The organism is Veillonella sp. oral taxon 158 (assembly GCF_018376515.1).
GTDB classification, from domain to species: Bacteria; Bacillota; Negativicutes; order Veillonellales; family Veillonellaceae; genus Veillonella; species Veillonella rogosae.
Genome location: NZ_JAHABE010000008.1, coordinates 1 through 24,496, shown reverse-complemented (window position 1 = coordinate 24,496; position 24,496 = coordinate 1). Strand labels below are relative to the sequence as shown.

19 protein-coding genes, 1 tRNA gene and 1 pseudogene are annotated in these 24,496 nt (G+C 41.0%); 20 read left to right on the top strand and 1 reads right to left on the bottom strand.

Going from position 1 to position 24,496, the window contains the following annotated elements; translation table 11 throughout:
• Nucleotide 1: 1 nt before the first annotated feature.
• The 17 genes from KH364_RS06120 (at nt 2) to KH364_RS06040 (ending at nt 22,038) form a co-directional block, all read left to right on the top strand.
• Nucleotides 2–1,633 carry a glycosyltransferase family 39 protein gene (locus KH364_RS06120; RefSeq protein ID WP_273298979.1) on the top strand — a complete coding sequence of 544 codons (1,632 nt, stop codon included), beginning with the start codon at nt 2–4 and terminating at the stop codon, nt 1,631–1,633.
• Between the two features lie 268 nt (nt 1,634–1,901).
• Nucleotides 1,902–2,855 (top strand): ABC transporter substrate-binding protein, encoded by a 954-nt coding sequence (locus tag KH364_RS06115; RefSeq protein WP_273298978.1) that lies wholly within the window; start codon nt 1,902–1,904, stop codon nt 2,853–2,855.
• 10 nt (nt 2,856–2,865) lie between these two features.
• The gene (locus tag KH364_RS06110) at nt 2,866–3,618 is read left to right on the top strand and encodes an ABC transporter permease (protein ID WP_273298977.1); all 753 of its coding nucleotides are present in this window, start codon (nt 2,866–2,868) and stop codon (nt 3,616–3,618) included.
• A gap of 11 nt (nt 3,619–3,629) precedes the next feature.
• Complete coding sequence (locus KH364_RS06105) at nt 3,630–4,403, top strand: ABC transporter ATP-binding protein (protein ID WP_024043691.1); 774 nt, start codon at nt 3,630–3,632, stop codon at nt 4,401–4,403.
• Nucleotides 4,404–4,665: 262 nt separating this feature from the next.
• A complete protein-coding gene (locus KH364_RS06100; RefSeq protein WP_273298976.1) occupies nt 4,666–5,457 on the top strand; it encodes a uracil-DNA glycosylase in 792 nt (263 codons plus the stop codon).
• Nucleotides 5,458–5,537: 80 nt separating this feature from the next.
• On the top strand, nt 5,538–6,614 hold the full coding sequence (locus tag KH364_RS06095; protein ID WP_273298975.1) for a DUF805 domain-containing protein: 1,077 nt from the start codon (nt 5,538–5,540) through the stop codon (nt 6,612–6,614).
• Nucleotides 6,615–7,028: 414 nt separating this feature from the next.
• Nucleotides 7,029–9,215, top strand: a complete 2,187-nt coding sequence (locus KH364_RS06090) for a ribonuclease J (protein ID WP_273298974.1) — start codon at nt 7,029–7,031, stop codon at nt 9,213–9,215.
• 196 nt (nt 9,216–9,411) lie between these two features.
• Nucleotides 9,412–10,371 (top strand): DUF2232 domain-containing protein, encoded by a 960-nt coding sequence (locus KH364_RS06085; protein ID WP_105097451.1) that lies wholly within the window; start codon nt 9,412–9,414, stop codon nt 10,369–10,371.
• 16 nt (nt 10,372–10,387) lie between these two features.
• On the top strand, nt 10,388–12,415 hold the full coding sequence (locus KH364_RS06080; RefSeq protein ID WP_273298973.1) for a DHH family phosphoesterase: 2,028 nt from the start codon (nt 10,388–10,390) through the stop codon (nt 12,413–12,415).
• Nucleotides 12,412–12,858 carry a 50S ribosomal protein L9 gene (gene rplI / locus KH364_RS06075; protein WP_009352526.1) on the top strand — a complete coding sequence of 149 codons (447 nt, stop codon included), beginning with the start codon at nt 12,412–12,414 and terminating at the stop codon, nt 12,856–12,858. The genes KH364_RS06080 and rplI overlap by 4 nt, the downstream gene beginning before the upstream one ends.
• Nucleotides 12,859–12,927: 69 nt before the next feature.
• Nucleotides 12,928–14,289 carry a replicative DNA helicase gene (gene dnaB, locus KH364_RS06070; RefSeq protein WP_273298972.1) on the top strand — a complete coding sequence of 454 codons (1,362 nt, stop codon included), beginning with the start codon at nt 12,928–12,930 and terminating at the stop codon, nt 14,287–14,289.
• 428 nt (nt 14,290–14,717) lie between these two features.
• Nucleotides 14,718–16,001, top strand: a complete 1,284-nt coding sequence (locus KH364_RS06065; RefSeq protein WP_273298971.1) for a DNA repair protein — start codon at nt 14,718–14,720, stop codon at nt 15,999–16,001.
• Between the two features lie 81 nt (nt 16,002–16,082).
• The gene (locus KH364_RS06060; protein ID WP_009352244.1) at nt 16,083–16,415 is read left to right on the top strand and encodes a YolD-like family protein; all 333 of its coding nucleotides are present in this window, start codon (nt 16,083–16,085) and stop codon (nt 16,413–16,415) included.
• 171 nt (nt 16,416–16,586) lie between these two features.
• The gene (locus KH364_RS06055; RefSeq protein WP_273298970.1) at nt 16,587–18,119 is read left to right on the top strand and encodes a glycine betaine ABC transporter substrate-binding protein; all 1,533 of its coding nucleotides are present in this window, start codon (nt 16,587–16,589) and stop codon (nt 18,117–18,119) included.
• Between the two features lie 256 nt (nt 18,120–18,375).
• Entirely contained in the window at nt 18,376–20,502 is a 2,127-nt protein-coding gene (locus tag KH364_RS06050; RefSeq protein WP_273298969.1) for a heavy metal translocating P-type ATPase, read from the top strand.
• Between the two features lie 303 nt (nt 20,503–20,805).
• Nucleotides 20,806–21,759, top strand: a complete 954-nt coding sequence (locus tag KH364_RS06045) for a magnesium transporter CorA family protein (RefSeq protein ID WP_273298968.1) — start codon at nt 20,806–20,808, stop codon at nt 21,757–21,759.
• Nucleotides 21,760–21,949: 190 nt separating this feature from the next.
• Nucleotides 21,950–22,038 (top strand) — tRNA-Ser (locus tag KH364_RS06040).
• Nucleotides 22,039–22,230: 192 nt separating this feature from the next.
• Here KH364_RS06040 and KH364_RS06035 read toward each other — a convergent pair.
• A pseudogene (locus KH364_RS06035) lies at nt 22,231–22,411 on the bottom strand (hypothetical protein); the annotation flags it as partial.
• Between the two features lie 293 nt (nt 22,412–22,704).
• Here KH364_RS06035 and KH364_RS06030 point away from each other — a divergent pair.
• Genes KH364_RS06030 through KH364_RS06020 form a run of 3 tightly spaced genes read left to right on the top strand, consistent with a single transcriptional unit; the run spans nt 22,705 to nt 23,839 of the window.
• Nucleotides 22,705–22,995, top strand: a complete 291-nt coding sequence (locus tag KH364_RS06030) for a hypothetical protein (RefSeq protein ID WP_195186219.1) — start codon at nt 22,705–22,707, stop codon at nt 22,993–22,995.
• Between the two features lie 8 nt (nt 22,996–23,003).
• Complete coding sequence (locus KH364_RS06025) at nt 23,004–23,426, top strand: hypothetical protein (protein ID WP_273298967.1); 423 nt, start codon at nt 23,004–23,006, stop codon at nt 23,424–23,426.
• Between the two features lie 56 nt (nt 23,427–23,482).
• The gene (locus KH364_RS06020) at nt 23,483–23,839 is read left to right on the top strand and encodes a hypothetical protein (protein ID WP_218017066.1); all 357 of its coding nucleotides are present in this window, start codon (nt 23,483–23,485) and stop codon (nt 23,837–23,839) included.
• The last annotated feature ends 657 nt before the right edge of the window (nt 23,840–24,496 follow it).

Below are 24,496 nucleotides of genomic sequence, written 5' to 3'. Positions count from 1 at the left end.
TATGAAACTCTCTCGCTTAACACCAGTCATGTTTATTGTGTGGCTCGTGTTCTACATGTTCGGCAATAATATGTTGCCTATTACCGATCCTGTTGAATCTAATTACGCGTTAACCGCGAAGGAAATGGTTCTTTCTGGTGATTGGCTTTCTCCTCAAATTTATGGTACCTATTGGTACGACAAACCGATTATGATTTATTGGCTTATCGCCCTTAGTTTTAAACTTTTTGGTATCGCCGATTGGGTGGTTCGTCTACCAAGTGCTATCTTTGGCGCTTTGTCAGTAGCGACTATGTATCAATCGATGCGCACTATAAGCGGTAAATGGGCGCTTGGGCTCATCGGTGGTTCTGTTCTGGGTACATCTCTCATGTTCTGGATCGTAGCTCATGGCATTATTACGGATATGGTTTTACTATATACGACATTGATGGTCATGATTTACTCCTACAAGGGGATGGTGGAACAGAAACCATATGCCATGATTGTAGCCTATGTATTTGCCGGGCTAGGTGTACTCACTAAAGGTCCTGTAGCACTTGTCTTGCCGGGGATGATATTACTTGTCTTTGCAGGCATCAACCGCTCTTGGTCCATGGTGAAAGCCATCTTTGATTGGCGTGGTATTTTAGCATTTTGTGCAGTCTGTTTCCCGTGGTATGCGTACATGTACAGCGTTCACGGCCAAGATTTCATCGATGGTTTCTTAGGTCTTCACAATGTAACACGTGCCACACAATCCGAGCATCCAGAAGATAATGTTTGGTGGTATTATCTGGCTATTTTCCTCGGCGCTTCTATGCCGTGGACAGGGGCCGTTATTTACGGTATTATCGATGGTTTAAAACAACGTCATACAGGTTTTATCTATAATATGACCTGGGGTGTAGGTATTGTTTTATTCTATACCTTGATGGCTACTAAATATCCTTTATATACCTTTGTTAGCCTCGTTCCGTTTAGTGCTATTGGTGCCATGGGCGTTATGAAGCTTATTCGTAAAGGTAAGTCTAGAGCTTTAAAATGGATTATTGTGGGGCCGACGTTGCTGTTGTGGATTGCCTATGTAGCGGGTACGTTCTTCGCTCCGTGGGGCTTCTATTTCTTGCTCTACGTAGTGGTGGCTATAGCAGTACTACTTATGCTTCACGCATGGTTTACAAGAAGAGGCTATCGTTTAGTCACTATTATCGTCCTTGGTACGATGGTGATATCCTCTATCGTTGTTGTAGAAGGCTTAGAGCCATTTATTAAACAACGTAGTAATATTGATGTAGTACCAGTAGTAGATTCTTATGATGGCGATGTATATTACTATAACGGCTATAGTACAGCAACTGTATACTACACAGGTCATAAGATTATTAAAATCAATGGTGATGAAAGTCGCTGGGATGATCGAGATAAATTAAGAAAACGCAGTGCTGAATGGGCAAAAAAATATCTTATGGAACAAGTCAATGAAGAAGAGTTTAACAAGATTATCGCGTCTGGTAAACCTGTGATGTTAATCGTTCCAAAAGGCGAAATTAAGCACTTCCGTCAATCCTCTATTTACCCAAATGTATCAGAATTTAGCGAAGCCGGTACATCAGAGGTATATGTATTGAATAAAAAGACTATATTCAAGTAAGTCTAACAAGTAAATAACGACTGCAAATAGGTAGCATCCTTTGGGTGCTACCTATTTTTAATATATAGATGTTTTTCGCACCCAAATAATAATACCTACAATATTACTATGTTTTGTTGACAGAATTAATACATATTGATATAGTAGGGTATAAATAAGTTTGGAAACGAGGTATTCTAAAACCATATTTCATCTAGGTTTTAGAAAAGTGCGAAAAAAGACATGTGTCAAAAACGCCCCTTGTTATGAGGTAGAAAGAGGGGAAGTTATGAAGAAGACTTGGTATCTAATCATCGGAGTGGTTCTCTTGGTTATTGGCTGCATCGCCTATGGTTATCATGAACACCATAAACCAAAGACGGCACAAGACTTAAAGACTGTACGCGTAGCCTATTTACCAATTACTCATGCATTACCAGTATTTGCTGCAAAAGAGCTAGAAACGGCAGATGGTCCTGTTCATGTAGAGCTTGTTAAATATGGGTCTTGGCCAGAGCTTATGGATGCGTTAAATACTGGTAAGGTAGATGCCGCAGCTGTTCTTGTTGAACTTGGTGTAAAGGCTCGTGAACAAGGCATTGATGTCCGTGCTGCTGCACTTGGTCATACAGAGGGTAATATTATCATCGTCAATAAGGATATTAACTCCGTTCAAGACTTAAAAGGCAAATCTTTTGCGATCCCTCATAAACAATCAACTCAAAAAATTCTCGTGGATTGCATGCTTGAAGAAGCGGGTCTTTCTGAAAAAGATGTGCAAATCGTAGAAATGAGCCCTCCAGAAATGCCTTCTGCTCTATCGGTAGGACAAATTGCTGGGTATAGTGTAGCCGAACCATTTGGCTCTCTAGCCCTTGAAATGGGAACTGGGAAGGTCTTCGAAGATCCTGACCATCTCTGGCATGATAATATTTGCTGTGCTCTTGTGTTTAATGGTCAATTCGTCGATGAACATCATGACTTGGCAAAAGCTTTCACAAAAGCCTATCTCGATGCAGGTACATATTTAGACGAGCATCCAAAGGCACAAGAGGAGATTTCCTCAAAGTACATGAAGTTTAATGACCAAGTTATTGAACGTTCCCTCAAAGTGATTGGGTTTAAAGATTTAGCCCTTACAGAGGACCGTTATAATGCGCTTGTGCATCACATGACACATATTGATTTAATCAAAAAAGTGCCGAGTTATTCAGAGTTTGTAGATACATCGTTGTTACCATAGGAGGGGGACCATGAAGAAATATACATATGTGCCAGGTTCATTTATCGCAGTTTGGCTAATTTGGGAGTTAATCGTTCGCCTCGGCGGTTTTAATGAAGCGCTATTGCCAACGCCGTATAAGGTGTTGGTCGGCTTTGGAGAACTCATCGGAGACGGCGTTCTCTTTAAGGATATCGCAGATAGTTTAGTACGGTTCTTCATTGGTTACATCATTTCCGTTGTGGCCGGCGTATTCTTCGGCCTTATCTTGGGGTGGTACAAGGGAATCTGGAACTACATCAATCCAATCGTTCAAGTCATTCGACCGATTTCTCCTGTGGCGTGGTTGCCGTTCATCGTTCTATTCTTCGGTATCGGTCAAGCACCAGCTATCGTTATCATCTTTATCGCAGCGTTCTTCCCGGTGCTGTTATCTACGGTGTCTGCCATCCAAAATATCGATCCTGTATATATCAAGGTGGCGCGCAACTTTGGTATTAGACAGCCAGAGTTGTTATTTAAAATCGTGTTGCCCGCCGTATTTCCTGGCATTGCATCTGGTCTTCACATCGCCCTTGGTACAGCGTGGATCTTCCTTGTAACAGGTGAAATGGTAGGATCTCAAACGGGCCTTGGTTTCCTTATCATCGATATGAGAAATAACTTGCGTAACGATCTTTTGATGGTAGCCATTTTAACCATCGGTTTCGTTGGGCTTTTACTCGATTGGGGCGTATCCCTCATCGAAAAATGGATTTACAAACGTTGGGGTATTGAGAAATAGGAGGTGGCCTCATGGGTTACATTTCGGTGCGCAATGCACACAAGGAATTTATGAAAGATGGGGAACCACTCACCATTCTTGAAGATATCAACTTAGACATTGAAAAGGGCGAGTTTATTTGCCTCTTAGGCCCTTCTGGTTCCGGTAAAAGTACGCTATTAAACGCTATGGCGGGCTTTGAGCTCGTTACATCTGGTTCCATCACTATCGATGGTGAAGAGGTAAAAGCCCCTCAACTCAGATATGTAACAGTATTCCAAAACTATGGTTTGTTGCCGTGGCGTACGGTGGAAAGCAATATTGAGTTAGGCCTTGAAAGTAAAAAGGTGCCTAAAGAAGAGCGTCCCGCTATCATCGATAAATACGTTAAAATGGTAGGCCTTGATCATGCTCGCAATCGCTATCCTGCAGAACTATCTGGGGGCATGCAACAACGTGTATCCATTGCCCGTGCACTAGCGGTGGATCCAGATATTATCTTTATGGACGAACCACTAGGCGCTCTTGATGCGTTGACACGCATCAACTTGCAAGACGAAATCTCTCGTATCTGCCGTGAAGAAGGTAAAACAGTTGTATTCGTTACGCACGACATTGAAGAAGCCGTAGTTCTTGCAGACCGCGTTGTAGTACTATCTGCAAATCCAGGTCGAGTACAAACTATAATCCCTGTAAACATCATCGACAGAACAGACCGTACATCGGCTAACTTTGTTAATATACGGAACCACATCTTCGAACAATTCCAACTAGCAAAAGAAGACAAAATCGAGTTCTATATTTAGTTATATATGCCTTAAAATATTCATAAAGAAAGATATGATTTTTTTGGGGGATAATAGACAAAATTCTAAAATAATGTATACTATAAGTAGCTGAAGGATTGTAAGAATTCACTGTAAGCACAAAAAAACTCCCTCAAGAACGGCGAAATACTTGAGGGAGTTTTTTATTGCTTATTTTTATATTTCTTATGCAATTCGTGTAATTATCATGTATAGTAGATATATATCGGTAATAACGTATAAAATTTAAATTGGAGGCTGTATGTCTTTATTTGAGTTAGAGAAGACTTTGTCTTTTGATGAATATATAGGGTCCTTTGATACAGAGCGTGTAGAGAAGGTGCGCTGTTTTGTAGATTGGCTCTCCCAGTATTCGGGGAGTCTTGTCCATAATCCTTGGGGTGAGGTAAATCTTGATTTAGAGATTGTCACAAAGGGCTTTGATGCAGCACAGGTGCGCCGAGATAATTTAGTAGCTTATTTGTTGCCGCGCTTAGGTCGAGCTAAGGTCTTTGTGGTGGCTGAGGCTGTAGGTTATCAAGGGGGACGCTTTACAGGTATTGCTATTACTTGTGAAAGGATGCTACTAGATAAGCACAAAACCATTCGTGCGAAGGATGTGACGCCTATTCGCTTAGAACGAACTAGTTCTCCTAGTAGTAATCTGTTGAAAGGAACACAGCAAAAGGACGGCTTTAACGAGCCTACTGATACAGTGGTGTGGAGTGCTATTATTGAAAAGGGCATCGATCCCTATGATACATTGCTATGGAATATATTCCCTTTCCACCCACATAAGGATGGAAATCCATTGACTAACCGTACACCTACGGATAGAGAACAACAAGTAGGTTGGGAATATACAAAACGCTTATTAGATTTACATCTTGAGTTAGGCGGTGTAGAACCTCTTATACTTGCCGTAGGACAAAAATCTGCTGATACGATGGGTAAATTTGGCCTATCTGCCATTGGTTTACGCCATCCTGCAAACGGTGGCGCCAATCTATATCGACAAGGGTTTTCTGAGGCGGTAGATACCTATTTAAAATAATAGGTGATTGAGATTATTAAAATAATAAGTAATTGAGATAGTTGAAATAATAAAAGATTGAGAGTTTTGGAGAGAAGTTTATGAAACGTTATTGTGATGCATGTCGTCATTATTGTGATGAGGCGGCTATGTTTTGCCCTACTTGTGGGCAATATACGGTGGCAACAGAGGTGGAGCGTATCGCACCAGAAGGCGATGTAATCTATCCTTTTGCACATTACCAAATGAGTTATAAGGATACGTTCCTTTATGTAATGGGAAAAAAATTCATGGATACCGATGGACGTGCTTCTCGTAGGGAGTTTTTCCAATTTATATTCTTGTGGAATGTAGTAATAATCTGTATATTAGCAGTGTTCTTCGCGTTGACTGCTATATTTAAAACAGGTCCTTATTTACTTGGTTTAGCATGGATGATTATCTCGATTTTAGGACTCGTTTCTTTTGTGCCTATGGTTGCACTCTGTGTCCGTCGTCTCCATGATACAGGAAAAGGTAGTGACACATTATTGCTATTCTTCGTTCCTTTTGTAGGCCCATTGATCTTATTAGGTTTATTGAGTAAAAAGGGGCAAGCGCAGGATAATCAATATGGCAGCGCTTTACAACATATCGTAATCGACAAGCGCTTAGCGTCTATTATGAAAGTATCTCCTACTAGTAGCTCTTTAACAACGAAAGTTCTTATTGCTGTAATCGTAAGTGCTCTTTGCGTTTGTGGTCTTTCCATGCGTTATATGGTGCCTTCTGATAAGACCATATCCATGGGGTGGTTCGCGAATGCTGTAGTAGGTGAAGGTAGTGAAGAAGCTGCGGAAGCATCGGTAAAAGAATATTTTAATGCCGTTAATAACAAAGATTATGACAAGGCTTTCACCTATGTTATCGATCAAGCTAAGGATAACCCAACAGAGAAACAAAAGTGGATTGAGTCTATGAAGAATGGTCCTAAGGTAGACGTTGTCTCTTTAGGTGTTTCTCAAGTGAGCCGCGTAGGTAATTTGAAACGTATTACCTTCGAGGCGAACTTGCAAATGACAAAACCTGGTGAAGGTGCCGTTGAAGCGACACATACGAAACGTTATATTTCTCTCATTGAAGAAAATGGGGCATGGCATATCGAGGGCTTTTACAAAAAAGATCCTAATGATAAATAATTTTTCAATCATATAATCTATAGAATTTGCTAGATTTGTGCGATTTTAAAGCACTTAATAACCGTGTAAAGCTCGTGTAATAGCGTTAACATAAGGGTTCCCTCTTTTGTTAGCGCTATTTTTATGTTACAATAGGAGTAACGTATGAAAGCGAGGCTTTCATCAAAATCGATCGGATTATATTGCAAGACCCATTGGATAGGGACGAAGAGAACGTACCCGTCGCGGCTGACATATCTAATGAGGGCAATATACTCATTTGCTATGGCAAATGGTCACAACAACACTAGGAACGGCAAAAATTGATAGCGCATCTTTGCGCCTATTTGACGAGACGCTAGTATTTTAGCGCCTTTTTCTTTGTGTGGCCTCCGTAGCATAGATCAATTCAAGTGATAGGTGAGAAAAGAAACTATGTTAAATAAAATAATGAACAAAATTTTAGGAGGAACTGTGAATACAACAGATAATCAGGTTACTGCACAAGTGAAAGCAGAACCGACAGTAGCAAGAAAGGCTACCCGTACAGCTGCGGCTGAAGGCGAACAAAAACAGACTCGCCGCCGCACTAATACACGCCGTCCTGCTGGCGAAGGTCGTACTCGTCAACAAGCAACTGGCGAAGGCGAAGGCACAACACGCCAACGCCGTACAAATACTCGTACAAATGCAAATGGTGGTCGTACTAATACGACACGCCGTACAAATACTCGTCGCAATGCCGAGCAAGGTGAAGGTCAAGAACGTACAGAACGTAAACCACGCCAAACTCGTGCACCACGCGGTGAACGTAGTGAAAATACGCGCAACACGCGTACTAATAATACTGGTCGCAATGGCCAAAATGGTCAAAACCGTAACAACAACCGTCCAAATAACCGTTCCACGAACCGCAATCATCAAGAGGAACAAGTGGAATTAGTAGGTCGTACACCAAATGGCGCTAACAAGGGTAAATTCCAAATCATCCCTCTTGGCGGTCTTGGTGAAATCGGTAAAAACATGACCATCTTCCAATATGAGGACGAAATCATTGTTCTCGACTCTGGTCTTGCGTTCCCTAGTGAAGATATGCTTGGCGTAGATATCGTTATTCCTGATATGAGCTATATCATCGAGAATAAGGATCGCGTGAAAGCTGTCGTAATTACTCATGGTCATGAGGACCATATCGGCTCCTTGGCATACCTTATGAAAGAAATTAACTGTCCAGTATATGCAACAAACCTCGTTTGTGGCTTGATTGAAGGCAAGTTTAAAGAACATAAGGTATCTCCAAAATGTCTCCGCACGATTGCTGCAGGTGATGAAGTTCAAATTGGCTCTGTAAATGTTGGTTTCATCCAAACAAACCACTCCATCCCTGACTCCTGCGCTGTGTACTTCGATACACCAATCGGTACTGTACTTCATACAGGGGACTTTAAAATCGACCAAACGCCAGTTGATGGCCGTTTGATGGATATGCACAAATTTGCTGAGCTCGGTAACAAAGGCGTATTAGCCTTGATGTCCGACTCTACAAACGTTGAAAAACCAGGTACTACAGGTTCTGAAAGCTCTGTAGGTCCTGCTATTAAACAAGCTGTTGGCGAAGCAAAAGGCCGCGTTGTTTTGGCAACATTCGCATCTAACGTATCTCGTATTCAACAAGCTGTTGATGCGGCAGTTATGTTCAACCGTAAGGTTGTCGTTATGGGCCGCAGCATGGTAAATGTTACAGAAATCGCACAAGAACGCGGTTACTTGAACATTCCACCAAATACAATCATCGACGTAGATGTAATGCACAACTACACAGATGACCAAATTATGATCTTAACAACTGGTTCACAAGGTGAACCGATGGCAGGCTTGTCCCGTATGGCTACAAGCAACCACCGCACTGTAGAGTTGGCGCCGAATGACACAGTTATCATCTCTGCTACACCAATTCCAGGTAACGAAGGTGCTGTAGGTAGAACTATCGATAACTTGCTTCGTTTAGGTTGTAATGTAGTCTATGGTAAAGACCGTGGCATTCACGTATCTGGCCATGCGAGCCAAGAAGAGCTTAAAACTATGCTCAACCTTGTTCGCCCAGAATACTTCATTCCAGTTCATGGTGAGTACCGTATGTTGCGCCGTCATGGTGAACTTGGCGTTGCTATGGGCGTAGATCCTAAGAAAGTCCTCATCGGCGACAATGGTCAAATCTTTGAATTTGATAAAGATGGTGGCCGTAAAGGTGGCCGTGTACAAGCTGGCGCTATCTTCGTTGATGGCCTTGGCGTTGGCGACGTAGGTAACATCGTTATTCGGGACCGTCAACAATTGGCACAAGAAGGTATGGTTATCGTTGTAATGGCGATGGATAAAGCTTCTGGTACAATCGTAGCTGGTCCAGACCTCGTATCTCGTGGCTTCGTATACGTACGCGATGCAGAAGAGCTCATGCTTGCTGCAGAGCGTCGAGTAGAACAAGTTCTTGATGATTGCGAAGCTCAACGTATTAAAGATTGGACTACGATTAAGCAAAACGTACGTGACGCGTTGGGTAAATTCTTCTACGATAAAACTCGCCGTCGTCCTATGATCTTGCCGATTATTCAAGACGTATAATCACATACAATACACAAAAGTACCGCATCGTATGATGTGGTACTTTTGACATTTAAAAAATAGGCTTAAAAAGCTACTATAAATAGCTATGCTATCGCATTTAGCTACTATATGGGGTATTTGAAGTTACCCTTTTAAACTGTTATAATTAAAAGATACCAATTAATCTATCTTCTTATATATAGAATGGAGATTTATGAAACAAACAAATACAAGAGCGATGGTAGAAACTGCATTTGTATCAACCATTGTTGTAATGTTAACTATAGTAGGGTCTACAGTGCCCTTCCTTAGTTTGCTAGCCACCTTAGTTGCACCATCTGGGATTGCACTGATTGGTATCCGGTGGGGTAGTAAATATAGTTGCGCCGCATCAGTGGTAGCATTTGTACTCGTCTCCCTTTTAGTAGGCCCATTAATGGCAATGGCGACAATCTTGGCATATTCCTTGCCAAGTATCTTCCTTGGTGAAGCTTTCAGAGCGAATTGGTCTTTTGGGAAGCTCATCGTTATACCGGCTATTGCGTTAACTGTAACGAGCCTTATGGGGATTTTTATTTCTGCAGGTCTTACATCCTTTGATTTGAGTCAAATTAATCAAATGATTGATGTAGATTTAAAGAATGCTATCATTGAGTCTGTTAAGCAACAGCCTATGACACAAGAACAAATGGATGCATATATTAATCGTTTAGATTTTACGATTCAACAAGCAAAGCGAATGCTTTTAGCGTATTGGTTTGCGGCCAATGCAGTCGTAGTTTATATGTTAGCTAAGCTAGTATCTTATATTGGTGGACGTACAAATAGCGTAATGCGTACGTTGCCGACTATGGATACATGGCGCATGCCGATTTGGGGTGCTGGCGTATTAGCAGTAGGTATTATTCTTGCTTATGGTGAGCAGTATCTAGGCTATACAAACACTATTATTTCAGATGTAGGTCTTAACTTAGCTTTATTTGGTGGTATGGTATGTGGTTTAAATGGTATTACATGCTTACTATCCATCATGAAGTCTTATAATTTAGCGGGCTTTTTCAGATTTATTATTATAGCTCTCTTATATGTGATGAGTCCGATAGCACTCGTTATATACGGTATTTTTGATATGTTTTTAGATATGCGAGCACGTTTCCAAAAACGTAGCTTGTAATAGAAAGGAGGCCGTTATGAAATCCTTTCAACGGAAATGGCAAGGTTTAGAAATTACCATTATCACCGTTATCGCAGTATTGTTATTATTGTTGGCCTATTTAAACTGGGCTGTGGCAATTTTAGCACTAATTATCGTGGTAGCGGCGTATTTGATTAATTACAACACCATTCATAACCGCCGTCGCTTGGCAAGGGAGCAGCTTGGGGCGATGATGAAAAACGTCACACAAGCATCTAACTTTGCTTTACAAAACTTGCCAATGGGCATTGCTCTTGTTAATAAACAAGGCACTTTAGTATGGAATAACAGTGTCTTTGCAGACTGGATTAAAGTAGACTGGAATAAACTTCAAAAAATGTCTGCTCTTTTACCAGGCTTCCGCATTGATAAAATCTGGGGTAAATCCGGATATATGACGGAGCAGTACGAAGACAAGTACTTCCAAATTATTTACAAATTCATTGATCCTCGTGATACACGACCAGATCTTCATAGTGAAGATGAACTGGCTGACCATGCAGTGATGGCGCTATACTTCAAAAATATTACAGAAGTAGAAAAGGCGCGTATCAAGGCTGAAGAGGATCAGCCTGTATGGGGCATGATTCAAATCGATAATCTCGAAGAATTGACAAAAGGTCTTAGTGACCGCGAATATACAAGCGTTTGGTCCGATATTAACAATATCATCGTGGATGAAATCGACGGCCATGAAGGCTTCGTTCGTAACTTCCAAGATGATATGTACACCTTTGCCATCTCTCGTGGCGCTCTTCGCGCGATGGAGGAAAAAGGTTTTAAAATCCTTGAGAAAATCCGTAAATTGCCTTCTCCGCGTCAGGTGCCAGCTACGATTTCTATCGGTATTAGTGAGAACGTAGGCTCTGTAAAAGATGTGTCTAGTCGTGCTCGCGCAGCCTTAGATATCGCATTAGGTCGCGGTGGTGACCAAGTGTGTATTATGGATGGTGAAAGCACCCGCTTCTTCGGTGGTAATACAGCAGGTGTTGAGAAGAACACACGTGTTCGTGCTCGTGTCGTATCTCAAGCCTTGCATGAGCTCATGATCGACTCCGATAAGATTCTTGTTATGGGTCATCAACGGGAAGACTATGATGCATTAGGTGGCATCATCGGTGTCACCTCTATTGCTCGAGCACTTGGTAAAGACGTACGTGTTGTACTTTCAAAAGAATCGAGTGCTATCGATAAAATGGTGGCCGTTCTCAATGAATCTGAGTTCTGGCAAGAGCATTTTATCACCCTAGAAGGCGCAAAGGTATGGGTAGATGCGAATACGCTCACTATCGTGTGTGATACGCATCGTCAAGAACTGGTAGCAGCCCCAGAGGCGCTTGAAATTTCTGAACGACGCATCGTTATCGACCATCACCGTCGCGCAGCGGACTTTGTAGAAAATCCATTACTTACGTATTTGGAACCTACTGCATCGTCCACATCTGAGCTCGTTACAGAGCTCGTACAATATGCAGGTGTTCCTGTGAAGCTTTCAAAAGCGGAAGCTACAGGCATCTATGCAGGTATCGTTCTAGATACGAAGAACTTTGTTCAACAAACTGGTGCGCGTACCTTTGAAGCGGCTGCATTCTTGCGCCGTGCAGGGGCGGATATCGAAAAGGTGAAACAATTATTTATTGAAACCTTCGATTCTGTTCAATTGCGTGCTAAAATAGTATTTGAAGCCAATCGCACCGAAGGGATTGCTATTTCCGTAGCACCTGAAGGTTTGAAAGATATGATGGCATTAGCTGCACAAAGTGCGGATATGCTCATCAGTAATGAAGATATTGAAGCAGCCTTTGTATTGTATTCCTTGAATGACGGCGGTATCGGCGTTAGCGCTCGATCCAAAGGCAAGGTAAACGTACAAGTTGTAATGGAAGCCTTGGGTGGCGGTGGTCACAGAACTGTGGCTGGTGCTCAATTACAAGGTATGACCGTAGAGGAAGCGAAGCAGGCTATCTTGGAGCGTGCTCTAGAAGCCCTTCATTCCGCTGAACAAGAGGAGGAACAACAATGAAAGTAGTATTGTTAGAAGACGTTAAAAAGGTTGGTAAAAAAGGCGAAATCGTTGAAGTTAGCGACGCATATGGTCGTAATGTATTGATTAAAAAAGGTCTTGGCCTTGAAGGTACAACAACGAACGTAAATAACGCAAAACAAAAACAAGACTCCATTGCTCACCACAAAGTAGTAGCGAACGATGAAGCTAAAATCTTGGCAGCTCAATTGACTAAGGTTGAAGTAACTGTAAAAGTTCGCATGGGCGAAGAAGGTCGCGTATTCGGTTCTGTTACTGCAAAAGACATTTCCGATGCAGCTAAAGCTCAGTACAAAGTAGATATCGATAAAAAGAAAATCGAAATCAAAGAACCATTGAAAACATTAGGCGTACATGACGTTTTAGTTCGTGTTCATCCTGAGATTACAAGTACTATCAAGGTTAATGTAGTAGCTGAATAATAGTGTTCACCATGCTCTTTGAGTATGGTGAATTCTTTTATCCATAGTGGTTGTGTGAAGGGGATTATCATGGATGTACGCATTCCACCGCATAATCTAGATGCGGAAAAGGCCGTTTTGGGGGCCTTATTAACCAATGGATCGAACTCGGGCGCTGTTGTTGATACAGTGACAAGTATTCTAAAATCTGAAGACTTTTACCGCGATGCGCATCGTATTATTTATGATGCTATTTTAGAAATCGTGCATGCCAATAAGACGGCAGACTTTATCACTGTTGGTGAAGAGCTAGATCGTCGCAAGCGACTCGATGCGGTAGGTGGTCTTGCTTATATTACATCTCTTGCTAATGAATCGGTGTCCTACAATGTGGAGGAACATGCGAAGATCATCAGTGAGAAAGCTCAGTTGCGCCGCCTTATCGATGCAGGGAATAAAATCGTAGGCATGACGTACGCTGGTGAAGATGAACCAACGACTATCCTCAACAAGGCAGAGCAAATGGTGCTAGACGTAAGTGGTCAAACTCAATCTGAATCTTCCTTTGCTCCAATTAGTGAGATCGTATTATCTAACTTAGATAAATTAAACGCATTGCAACAGCATGCTGGTGCCATTACAGGGGTTCCAACAGGCTTTAAAGATGTAGATCATGTCTTTAATGGTCTACAAAAATCTGACCTCATCCTCGTAGCAGCCCGTCCTGCGATGGGTAAAACGGCTTTCACCTTGAACATCGCCCAAAACGTAACGATGATGTACGACAAGACGGTAGCCTTCTTCTCCCTAGAAATGGGCAAGGAGCAGCTCGTTGCTCGTATTCTGTCCTCCGTGGCAGGTGTGAGCTCTGAAAAACTGCGCCGTGCATACAACATGGACCCTACTGACTGGGAAAAGGTTATTGCCGCAGCGGACCGCATGAGTAAAGCCAAGCTCTTTATCGATGATACGCCGGGCCTTACTGTGCAAGATATGCGCTCTAAATTGCGCCGTCTAAAGGTGGAACATGGTCTTGATCTCGTTATCGTCGACTATATTCAGTTGATGCAAGGCCGCAACTCCGGCAAGGGCAGCGAGAACCGTCAACAAGAGGTATCTGAAATCTCTCGTAATCTTAAATTGATCGCTCGTGAGTTTAACGTGCCGCTCATTGCTTTATCTCAGTTGTCTCGTGGTGTTGAAAGCAGACCAGATAAACGGCCCGTACTATCTGACCTTCGTGAATCTGGTTCCCTCGAACAAGATGCGGATATCGTTATCTTCTTGTATCGCGATAAATATTACGATGAAAACTCTGAAAAAGGGGACAATGCAGAAGTCCTCATTCGTAAACACCGTAATGGTTCCGTTGGTACCGTGGAACTCCAATTCGTTGGGGAATTAACACAATTTAGAGACGTGGAATTCCGAGACATGGGACCGGAACAATAATGAAAACTATCGTGGGGGTGTGCCTATATTGATGGGGCCCCGTGACATAGCTACATTTTAATTAAAAAAGAAAGGACTATACTTCTTTGCTCCTCGTGACCTGATGTCGCTGCATAAGTATAGTCCTTTCTTTTTATCACTGTAGATATGAAGGTGTCCCATCAATATAGTGGCACTAGATAGTTTTCAGTGTATTGTTTGGGGAACTGGGAATAGAAGTTTTGGGTTAGGTTATACACGTACTTAAGAGTACCTATTATTAGATTTGATGTCTAATAGTAGGTACTTTTTTTATGTCCAAAATTTGCCACTATAACAACAAACATATGTTTGAAAATACTCTATATTTTTGTTATACTAATCATAGAAATTCTTCTTTTATATTTCTTGTAGAGTCTAGTAGTTTAGCGGTTTGAGGAGGTGTTTGTATGGGCTCAGCTGATACGGATCGAATGTATATGTGCATTGATTTGAAGAGTTTTTACGCGTCTGTGGAGTGCGCTGATTTGGGGCTGGATCCGTTTACAACGCCTTTGGTGGTGGCCGATGGGTCTCGTGGCAAAGGGGCTATTACATTGGCCATTTCACCGGCTTTAAAAAAGTTAGGTGTTAAGAATCGCAGTCGTCTTTTTGAGATCCCTCCGCACATTGAGTATTTGACGGTGAAGCCGCATATGAAGCGGTATATGCAGGTATCTGCTGAGATTTACGGGGTTTTGCTCAAGTATGTGGCGCCTGAGGATGTGCATGTGTACTCTATCGACGAGTATTTTATCGATATTACGCCTTACTTGCCGCTCTACAAGAAAACGCCCCGTGAGCTGGCGCAGATGCTATTAGATGCGGTGCTAGAGGCGACCAAGATTTATGCTACCGTTGGGATCGGCACGAATTTATTCCTCGCCAAGGTTGCTCTCGATATCTTGGCAAAACATGCGCCTGATTTTATAGGGTATCTTGATGAAAGCCTCTTTAAAGAGAAAATCTGGTATCATCAGCCCTTGACCGACATTTGGCAGATTGGTAATGGCATAGCCAATCGTTTGCACAAGTATGGCGCGTATGATTTGCATGGTATCACCATGGTTCCAGAAGCTAAGCTGTATAAGGAGTTTGGCGTTAATGCCGAGCTCATCATTGATCATGCTTGGGGCCGTGAGCCGTGTACGATTGCAGATATCCATGCGTATCGTCCCATTAAGCATTCTATCTCGCATAGCCAGATTTTGTTGCGTAACTATACGTACGAAGAGGCATACGTGCCTATGCGGGAAATGGTGGAGTCCTTGGTACTAGAGCTTTTACAAATTAAAGGGGTTACGAACCATATTCACGTCCATATCGGCTATGCAGATGAAATGGTGCGCTCCACAGGAGGCTCTAAGAAGCTTAAACAATATACAGATTCCCTGCAGACGTTGACGGCGGCTGTTATTAAATTATATGAGCAGCATTGCCATAAAAATGAGCTCATCCGTCGTATTGGAATAAGCTTTGAGGATTTAGTAAATCGTTCCGCAATCCCTCAAGAGGAGGATTTATTTAGCGCCCTTACGACAGATACAGAGGAAAAGGAGCGACAAGTACAAGAGGCAATGCTATCCATCAAGGAACAGTTCGGTAAAAATTCTATTCTGCGCGCCTCTAGTTTGCAAGAGGAAGGGACCATGCGCTTTAGAAATACCTTGGTAGGTGGCCATAATGGGGAATAAATAGTGTAATGGATACAATGGCAATTGAACGAAGAACAGCAATTGAAAATACATTAGTCGCATAAGGGGAGGTATACATTAATGAAACATCGTATGTCTCGTTTACAACGGGCGAAACAATTTATGCCCTTTGCGGCATTGAAGGGATTTGAGACTCTATTGGCAGCGGTAGCAAAGCCAAAGGAAGTTCAAATAGAGCTATCAGAGGATCAAATAGATGAGTTAAATAAAATTTTACAAACTATACATTGTGGAGAATGGGTACGAATTGTTTACTACAATAAACAAAGATATACAGAGCTTATAGGGGCTGTTGATATGATTAGTGCGCAAATGCAAATTATATCTGTCCAAGGCATAGATATTCCCTTTAGATATATCAAGGAATTGAATCTGTATGATATGACAATATAAAGAGTTGTCTTTATATATGGTTTAAGGGCTAGAGTTAAGGTGTGATTCGGTATACAATGATGAAAAGAGTTGTAATTTAATTATATTCTCGTATAAAACACCCTATATGGTTAGCTGTTATATGACTATATATACTCTTTGTATTGTTTTATGAGAAAGGCGGTGTCTGTAATGCATGAGGTTATATCATTACTTATCAATCGCTATGATTTTTTTCTCCAGTTGCTATGGGAGCATATAGAAATTTCAGTATTAGCTTCTGTTATTGCTACCATCATCGGTGGATTATTGGGTGTGTTTATATACGAATATAAACGGCTAGCTGTGCCCGTTATGGTAGTGGTTAATTTCCTATATACGATTCCATCTATATCGATGTTAGGCCTTTTGTTGTATGTATCGGGTGTTGGTAATACGACCGCTATCATTGCATTGGTTATCTATGCCTTATTACCGATGGTACGAAATACATTTACTGGTCTTAACCAGATTGATCGAGCCATGTGTGAAGCGGGAATTGCGTTAGGGCTTACGCGGATTCAACGTTTGTGGAATATAGAGATTCCCTTGGCCATGCCCACTATTATGGCTGGTATACGGACTATGCTCGTTATGACCATTGCCTTGACGGGTATTGCATCTTTCATTGGTGCTGGTGGTTTAGGCGTGGCGATTTATAGGGGGATTACAACGAATCAAAGTGCTTTGACGATTGCAGGCAGCCTACTGATTGCACTATTAGCCATTACCGTTGATGCTCTCTTTTCTTTAGGTGAAAGAGTAACGCGTATTAGCCCTCATATGAAGCGCTATACGATTATATTTGTTTCGATTATGACGATAATTGCAATGGGTATAGGTGGCTGGGCTATGTATTGCCGTCATGTGAAGACCGATGTTATTCATATTGCAACGAAACCTATGACGGAACAGCTTATTTTGGGGAATATCTTAAAAGAATTAATCGAGAAGAAGACTGATTTAACCGTAGAGGTTACAGAAGGTGTAGGTGGTGGTACATCAAATATTCAACCAGCTATGCTTTCTGGCCAATTTGATATATATCCTGAATATACTGGTACGGCGTGGTCTGCTGTGCTAAAACGCACGGATACGTATGATGAAAGTCTATTTAATGAGCTTTCACAGGCCTATAAAGAGAAATATAATTTTGAGTGGGTCGGCATGTACGGTTTTAATAATACCTATGGCATAGGGGTGCGTAATGAAATTGCTCAGAGTTATGGCGTAAAAACGTATTCTGATCTTGCTCGTATAGCACCATCCCTAACATTAGGAGGGGAATATGATTTCTTTGGACGTGAAGATGGCTATGCTGGATTACAACGCGTGTATGGCATGAGATTTAAAGCTACTAAAGATATGGATATAGGGCTAAAATATACGGCTATTGGTCGTGATGAGGTGGATGCAATGCCGATATTCACGACTGATGGTCAATTAAGTATCGCACCGATTACGGTGTTACAAGATGATAAACATTTATATCCATCTTATATGTCTGGTAATGTGGTGCGTAGCGAAGTATTGATTGCTCATCCTGAACTGCGCCCTGTATTAGAAGGTTTGAATCATACGATTACAGATCAAGAGATGGCGAAGATGAATTACGCCGTTGAAACGGAACATCAACTGCCAGCTGATGTAGCACATAAATTCCTGGTAGAACGAAATTTGATATAAGGTGAATATAGTTAGAACTAAAGTAAATAAAATTTGATATATATTGAATATGATTTTGTATTGACATTTAATCTCCTTTGATGTAATATAAACATATGAACAGATATTCATATAAAAAGAATATCTGATGAAAAATGTTTAGGAACATATATAACAAGATATGAAACAAGATATGTCTAATAAGTATTAGAAAAATATTACCTATTAACTTACAATATAGGATAGAAGCTTTCACTATTATCAAAAAGGAGATATTATGGAAGAAACATTATTGTTGAAGGATTTGAACTGTCCGAACTGCGCAGCAAAAATTGAAGATCGCATCCGTAAAATGGATGTTGTAGAGACTGCAAATTTCACAATTGCTACACATCAATTAAAATTAACCGGCTCTTGGGAAGACCGCGAAGCTCTTAAACGTGACATTCAAGACATTTGTGATGCCATTGAAGAGGGTGTAACAGTAGCCGATTACGAGCGTAAATCTAAAGCGGCTATGGATGACCACGATCACGATCACGGCAGTGATGCAGTAACAATTGCAGTTATCGTAGCAGGCTTGTTATTCATGGCCTACGAAGGGTTGACTACAGTTGTGCCGTCCATCGGCTTGCCAGAGTCTATCGAAACTCCAATTTACTATATTGCCTATATTCTTCTTGCGTTCCCTGTATTGCGTATCGCAGGTCGCAATATCTTAAAAGGCCAAGTGTTCGACGAGAACTTCTTGATGTCTATCGCTACATTGGGCGCTATTGCTATCGATGCATTACCTGAGGCCGTAGGCGTTATCTTGTTTTACCGTATTGGTGAGTTCTTCGAAGAAAAAGCAACTGATCGTAGTCGTACAGAAATCATGAACGCTGTTGATATGCGTCCTCAAGAGGTGCGTGTTGTTGATACATGCGGCGGTGGTGAAATCGTAGTTATGGCTCCTGAAAAGGTTGAGGTAGGCAGTACTATCGAAGTTCGCCCTGGCGATTTAATTCCTTTAGACGGTACAGTTCTTGAAGGTGAAACTCGCGTTAACACAGCGCCTGTAACAGGTGAACCTGTTCCTGTTCGTGCTGTACCTGGTACTCAACTTATGTCTGGTTGCATCAATGAATCTGGTCGCATTACGATGCGTGTAGATAAGGTTCTTGAAGAATCCATGGTTACTAAAATTCTTGATGCCGTGGAAAATGCAGCATCTTCTAAACCTAAAATCGACCGCTTCATTACGCGTTTTGCTCGCGTATACACTCCAATCGTTGTATTCCTTGCTCTTGCTGTTGCCATTATTCCATCCCTTATTACAGGTGAATGGCATAAATGGATTTACACAGCCTTAACATTCCTCGTTATTTCTTGCCCATGTGCATTGGTGCTTAGCGTGCCACTTGCATTCTTCTCCGGTATCGGCAATGCGTCTAAACACGGTATCTTGCTTAAAGGTGGTCGCGTTATCGAGGCGTTGGCTAATGTGAAAGCCGTAGCTCTTGATAAAACTGGTACTATCACATCTGGTGAATTTAAAGTACAAAACGTAGAAACTGTAGGCTCTCATGTGAGCAATACTCAATTGTTGTCCATGGCGGCAGCTATCGAAGCCGTTTCTACTCATCCAATCGCAACAAGCATCGTGTCTGAAGCAAAGGCACAAGGCATTACTGTAGAGGCATCCGACTTTGTTCAAGAGTTGGCAGGCGAAGGTATGGTAGGTATGACTGATGGCCAACAAGTTCTTGTTGGTAACCGTCGTCTTATGGAACGCTATGCGGTCCAAGGCTATCCAACAGAAGCTGCTGAATATGGCACAGAAGTTCTTGTGGCAGAAGGTAATACATACTTAGGTCGTATTATCATCGCTGATGAAGCTCGTCCAGACTCTGCTGAAGCGATTGCTGATCTTAATGGTCAAGACATTAAAACTGTTATGCTTACAGGTGATGCTGAAGCAAGTGCAAATTACATCGCTAAAGAAACTGGTGTAAGTGCTGTTCGCGCTCAATTGTTGCCACAAGATAAATTATCTGTAGTACAAGATATTCGCTCTGAATATGGTCCAACTATGTTCGTAGGGGACGGTATCAACGATGCTCCAGTACTTGCTGGTGCTGATGTTGGTGGCGCCATGGGTAGCGGTGCTGATGCGGCTATCGAAGCGGCAGACGTTGTATTCATGCGTCCGTCCTTGACTGCTATTGCACATATCCTTGACTTGTCCAAAGCGACATTGCGTGTAGCATGGCAAAACGTAGTATTCGCTATTGCTGTAAAAATCCTTATCATGGCGCTTGGCCTCATGGGCTATGCATCCATGTGGTGGGCAGTATTTGGTGATACTGGCGTATCCATCCTTTGTATCTTGAACTCTGTTCGTATCTTGCGCCGCAATTAGGTGAAAGCAGAGTTTATAGCTCTGTAGAGGAACGAAATAAATTACATTATCCTGATCTGAATAATTAGGGCCGCTATAAATAACCTCTAGGTTAGTAACTAACTAACTTAGAGGTTATTTTATTGTGTGGATTAAATATTTACGATACTTTTACTATATACATTTGTACATCATAAATAGACATAAAACTGTATATGTATGTTCTAGATACACAAAACTTTCACAATTGAATTGAATAATAGCTATAAAATAGTATATAATTTATTAGATGATTACTATATATTCGTTGGAAGGAGGGATAGCATGATCACGGTGTACAAACACATAGAAGAAGAGTTAGTTGCAGATTGCACTGTATCAGATGCCACAAAAGGTTCTTGGGTAAATTTGGTGAACCCAGACCCCGATGAGTTATCCCTTATCAATATTTTGACAGAAATTCCAACGGACGTTTTAAAGACCGCCCTCGATATGGAAGAACGTTCTCACGTGGAGTTAGAGGACAATTATATCTTCGTTGTTATCAACATTCCCGTTGTTCGCGGTAACGATATGTACGATACAGTGCCGCTTGGTATCTTCTTGACGCCAGACTTCTTTATTACGGTCTGCCTCGAAGAATCTGAAGTGTTGTATCCGTTTATTTCCAATCAGATTTCTACGTTCTATACGTTTAAAAAGACCCGTTTCTTATTCCAAATCTTGTACCGCACAGCGACTATGTTCTTGCGTTACTTGCAACAAATCAACCGTCGTACAGACGACATTGAAGTTCAATTGCGTCATACCACAAAAAATAAAGACTTCTTCCAATTGTTGGAATTACAGAAATCCATGACATACTTTACCTCTGCATTGCGTACGAATGGTACAGTTATGGAGCGTCTATTGCGCTTGCGTGGACATAGCTCTTATAGACATTTGCTCAAAATATACGAAGAGGATGAGGATTTACTAGAGGACGTTATCATCGAGAATAAACAGGCCATGGAAATGGTTGAAATGTACTCCAATATCTTGATGAACATGATGAACGCCTTCACGTCTATCATCTCTAACAACCTCAACATGGTCATGAAAATGTTGGCAACCTTAACGATTACAATGGCCGTGCCAACGATCATATTTAGCTTGTGGGGGACAAACGTACACTTGCCGTTCCAAGATGATCCAGATGGCTTTGTGAAAGTTGTCATTATTTCTGTTATTTGCTCTGCCATTGCCATCTTTGGTATGTGGAAAAAAGACTTGTTCTAATGATGATGAACAGTTGAATTTCAAATTCATATCAACTGTACAGGGGAACACTACATATATGGCGACCATAAGTACATATGGAAGCATTAAATACACATGAAAAAAGCTGGCTATGAGCCAGCTTTTTTGCTTGCTTAACTATTACGTTATTGCTTATTATTAGACCAATCTGATATAATAATACCGTTATGGAGAGGTGTCCGAGTGGTTTAAGGAGCTGGTCTTGAAAACCAGTGACTCCGCAAGGGGCCGTGGGTTCGAATCCCACCCTCTCCGCCACATTAGAAAGCCCTTTAGGTTATGGATATGTACCCCCTTTACTGGACAACCGGTAAAGGGGGTATTTTCATGAGATATAGTTATGAATTTAAAAGAATAATATGAGTTAATATGCCAAGTTCTTTCTGGTCAAGGTTTAAGGGCAGTAGCTATTGTAGCGGGTATTAACTCTGGACAACTGTATCAATGGGTTCATAAATACAAAACTTTGGGATACAATGGTCTTATTAATAAACCTAAAGGACGACCTTTATTAGCGGACTTACTAATTGCTAACTGCTGTGCTTTAATCGCAGAATATTCGCCTTCAATGCGATTTAATTCTCTTGCTACAGTAGAATGGTGAACACCGATTAAGCTAGCAATTCTGCGAACAGAGTACTATGAGCCGGAATGTGGAAGATTTATCAACCAAGATCCGATTGGATTGGCTGGTGGTAGTAACCTCTATTGGGCTTTACAAAAAAGTCAAATGTGGGCTGACCCATTAGGGTTAAGTTCTAAAAAATCGCCTGGAACATGTAATGATCCATGTGCAGGACAAGATCCTGCCGGTGAAGCGGCTGGCAAGGAAGTAAGGACTATTCAGGTGTAGATAATTGGAAAAATGTTGTCCTAGAAAAAGGGACAATATTGTTTACACTGTATCCACATGGGCCGGCAGGTATGGCTTCTGCCCCTGGGAATTATTTTGTTCGAGGATACGCTGTACGTTCTGCAAGAGGAAATACCAGAGCATTTAACGATTCTGTACAGGTGAGACATAGTGGAAATGCTACTGCCGCACGTGACATGAGAAAACAATTACATATATTTGTAGTAGAAGAAGATATTTGCGTAGGAAAATCAAAAGCAAATAAAAAATATGGCGATGGGGGAGCAACCCAATATTATATTCGAGATATGGATAAACCGAAATTAACAAGTACTGGCAAACTTCGATCTTTCAGGAGGTAAAATTACATATGAATCAAATTAAATTATTTATACAACAAAAAAACATTGTCATCAATAATCTCTCCTTAAACTTTAATGATATTAAAGACATTAAAGAAAAAACTAAATCAATAAATTTTAAAAATATACAAGAAGGTATTTATTTATTTCAAGAAAATATTTATTACCTTGGAGAAGAAGGAAAAATATTTATTGACATATACAAAAAGGAAATTGATATCTTATTTAATGACTATTTTTATTTAACTAAAAACATCTTAGAATCAAAAATTATTCAAAATTTTCTTAATTTATATCCTCCTTTAAAATCATATTGTGTACTAAAAAGTGCTCCAGTACTCGAATTTAAAGGACCTGAATTGGCATGGAATTCCCTTTTGTTCATCTATGACTCCAAACAGGCGTCAATAAGGCTGAATATTTCATTCTAAAATTCTAAGAAAAATATGGTATTTAACAATTAGCTATGACGCTTATTATCGTGGTAATGGACGCATCTTTCTATCTACGGTACTGCATAACTTTGGGGGAAACTACAAATACCTTACTTGACTACTCTATAGATGATGAAGATTATATTTTTTATCAAAAATCTATTGGCAAAAAATTAAGAAATTTCGGCTTTGCAGATAACCGAGAAATCCTTATTGATGAACTGGGAAGAATTTATTTTATTCCTGATTCTGGAGATTTATATTATTTGGGAGGTAAATTTTATGAGGGATTATATAATTTAATATTTAGAACTGGAAATTCATTTATCGTAGAGGAGGATGGGGAACTTTTTGTAGAATCAGAAGTAGGTATTTCACCAGGAAATATGAATATTAGAGATACTGAGTAAACATAGGTTTTCCCAAGCTCTAACGCCCCGTAAGGTCGTCTCCCCCCCTTTCAGACGGCCTCGACGGCCAACCCCCGCTGCGGATTACCGAGTTCAAACGCGATATATTGGGATGCTTAATCCATACCCTCGTCCGTGCCGCCAACCACCACAGCATCATCTGCTTCGACTACAACGGCAACCGTACCGCCATGACTTGTCCCTCTCACAAACCTCAGAGCGTTCAAAAGGAATGGTTGACATATCTGACTCAAGAGGATATTTTTTTCAAAGACAAAGAAACAACTATTTGCCATGAAAATAGTAGTTATTAGGAAGAATTAATGCTTAATTCTATAAAGAATATGACTAAGGTTTAACTTAAGAAAGTGCGAATTGTTAAGTCAAGATCCTACAGTAGGTAGCAAGGTTATATGAGGTAATTAAAATGAAAAAGCTTTTTTAAATCTAGAAGTAATTGATGGTTATCCTCCAGTATCTATGGAAAGCATTTGGGCAGAAGTGACTGAAGAAGGCTATCTTAAAGTTAATAATATTCCTTTTTATAGCAAAGAAATCTCTATGCAATAAACATACCAATTCAAGTAGATATAGAAGAAATATATCTTTTCTTAGATGAGTTTGTGGAAACTGACGATTTAGATTATGACACAGGGT

Coding starts and splice junctions, on each gene's coding strand:
- KH364_RS06120 (WP_273298979.1), top strand. CDS start 2: ATGAAACTCTCTCGCTTAACACCAGTCATGTTTATTGTGTGGCTCGTG.
- KH364_RS06115 (WP_273298978.1), top strand. CDS start 1,902: ATGAAGAAGACTTGGTATCTAATCATCGGAGTGGTTCTCTTGGTTATT.
- KH364_RS06110 (WP_273298977.1), top strand. CDS start 2,866: ATGAAGAAATATACATATGTGCCAGGTTCATTTATCGCAGTTTGGCTA.
- KH364_RS06105 (WP_024043691.1), top strand. CDS start 3,630: ATGGGTTACATTTCGGTGCGCAATGCACACAAGGAATTTATGAAAGAT.
- KH364_RS06100 (WP_273298976.1), top strand. CDS start 4,666: ATGTCTTTATTTGAGTTAGAGAAGACTTTGTCTTTTGATGAATATATA.
- KH364_RS06095 (WP_273298975.1), top strand. CDS start 5,538: ATGAAACGTTATTGTGATGCATGTCGTCATTATTGTGATGAGGCGGCT.
- KH364_RS06090 (WP_273298974.1), top strand. CDS start 7,029: ATGTTAAATAAAATAATGAACAAAATTTTAGGAGGAACTGTGAATACA.
- KH364_RS06085 (WP_105097451.1), top strand. CDS start 9,412: ATGAAACAAACAAATACAAGAGCGATGGTAGAAACTGCATTTGTATCA.
- KH364_RS06080 (WP_273298973.1), top strand. CDS start 10,388: ATGAAATCCTTTCAACGGAAATGGCAAGGTTTAGAAATTACCATTATC.
- rplI (WP_009352526.1), top strand. CDS start 12,412: ATGAAAGTAGTATTGTTAGAAGACGTTAAAAAGGTTGGTAAAAAAGGC.
- dnaB (WP_273298972.1), top strand. CDS start 12,928: ATGGATGTACGCATTCCACCGCATAATCTAGATGCGGAAAAGGCCGTT.
- KH364_RS06065 (WP_273298971.1), top strand. CDS start 14,718: ATGGGCTCAGCTGATACGGATCGAATGTATATGTGCATTGATTTGAAG.
- KH364_RS06060 (WP_009352244.1), top strand. CDS start 16,083: ATGAAACATCGTATGTCTCGTTTACAACGGGCGAAACAATTTATGCCC.
- KH364_RS06055 (WP_273298970.1), top strand. CDS start 16,587: ATGCATGAGGTTATATCATTACTTATCAATCGCTATGATTTTTTTCTC.
- KH364_RS06050 (WP_273298969.1), top strand. CDS start 18,376: ATGGAAGAAACATTATTGTTGAAGGATTTGAACTGTCCGAACTGCGCA.
- KH364_RS06045 (WP_273298968.1), top strand. CDS start 20,806: ATGATCACGGTGTACAAACACATAGAAGAAGAGTTAGTTGCAGATTGC.
- KH364_RS06030 (WP_195186219.1), top strand. CDS start 22,705: ATGGCTTCTGCCCCTGGGAATTATTTTGTTCGAGGATACGCTGTACGT.
- KH364_RS06025 (WP_273298967.1), top strand. CDS start 23,004: ATGAATCAAATTAAATTATTTATACAACAAAAAAACATTGTCATCAAT.
- KH364_RS06020 (WP_218017066.1), top strand. CDS start 23,483: ATGGACGCATCTTTCTATCTACGGTACTGCATAACTTTGGGGGAAACT.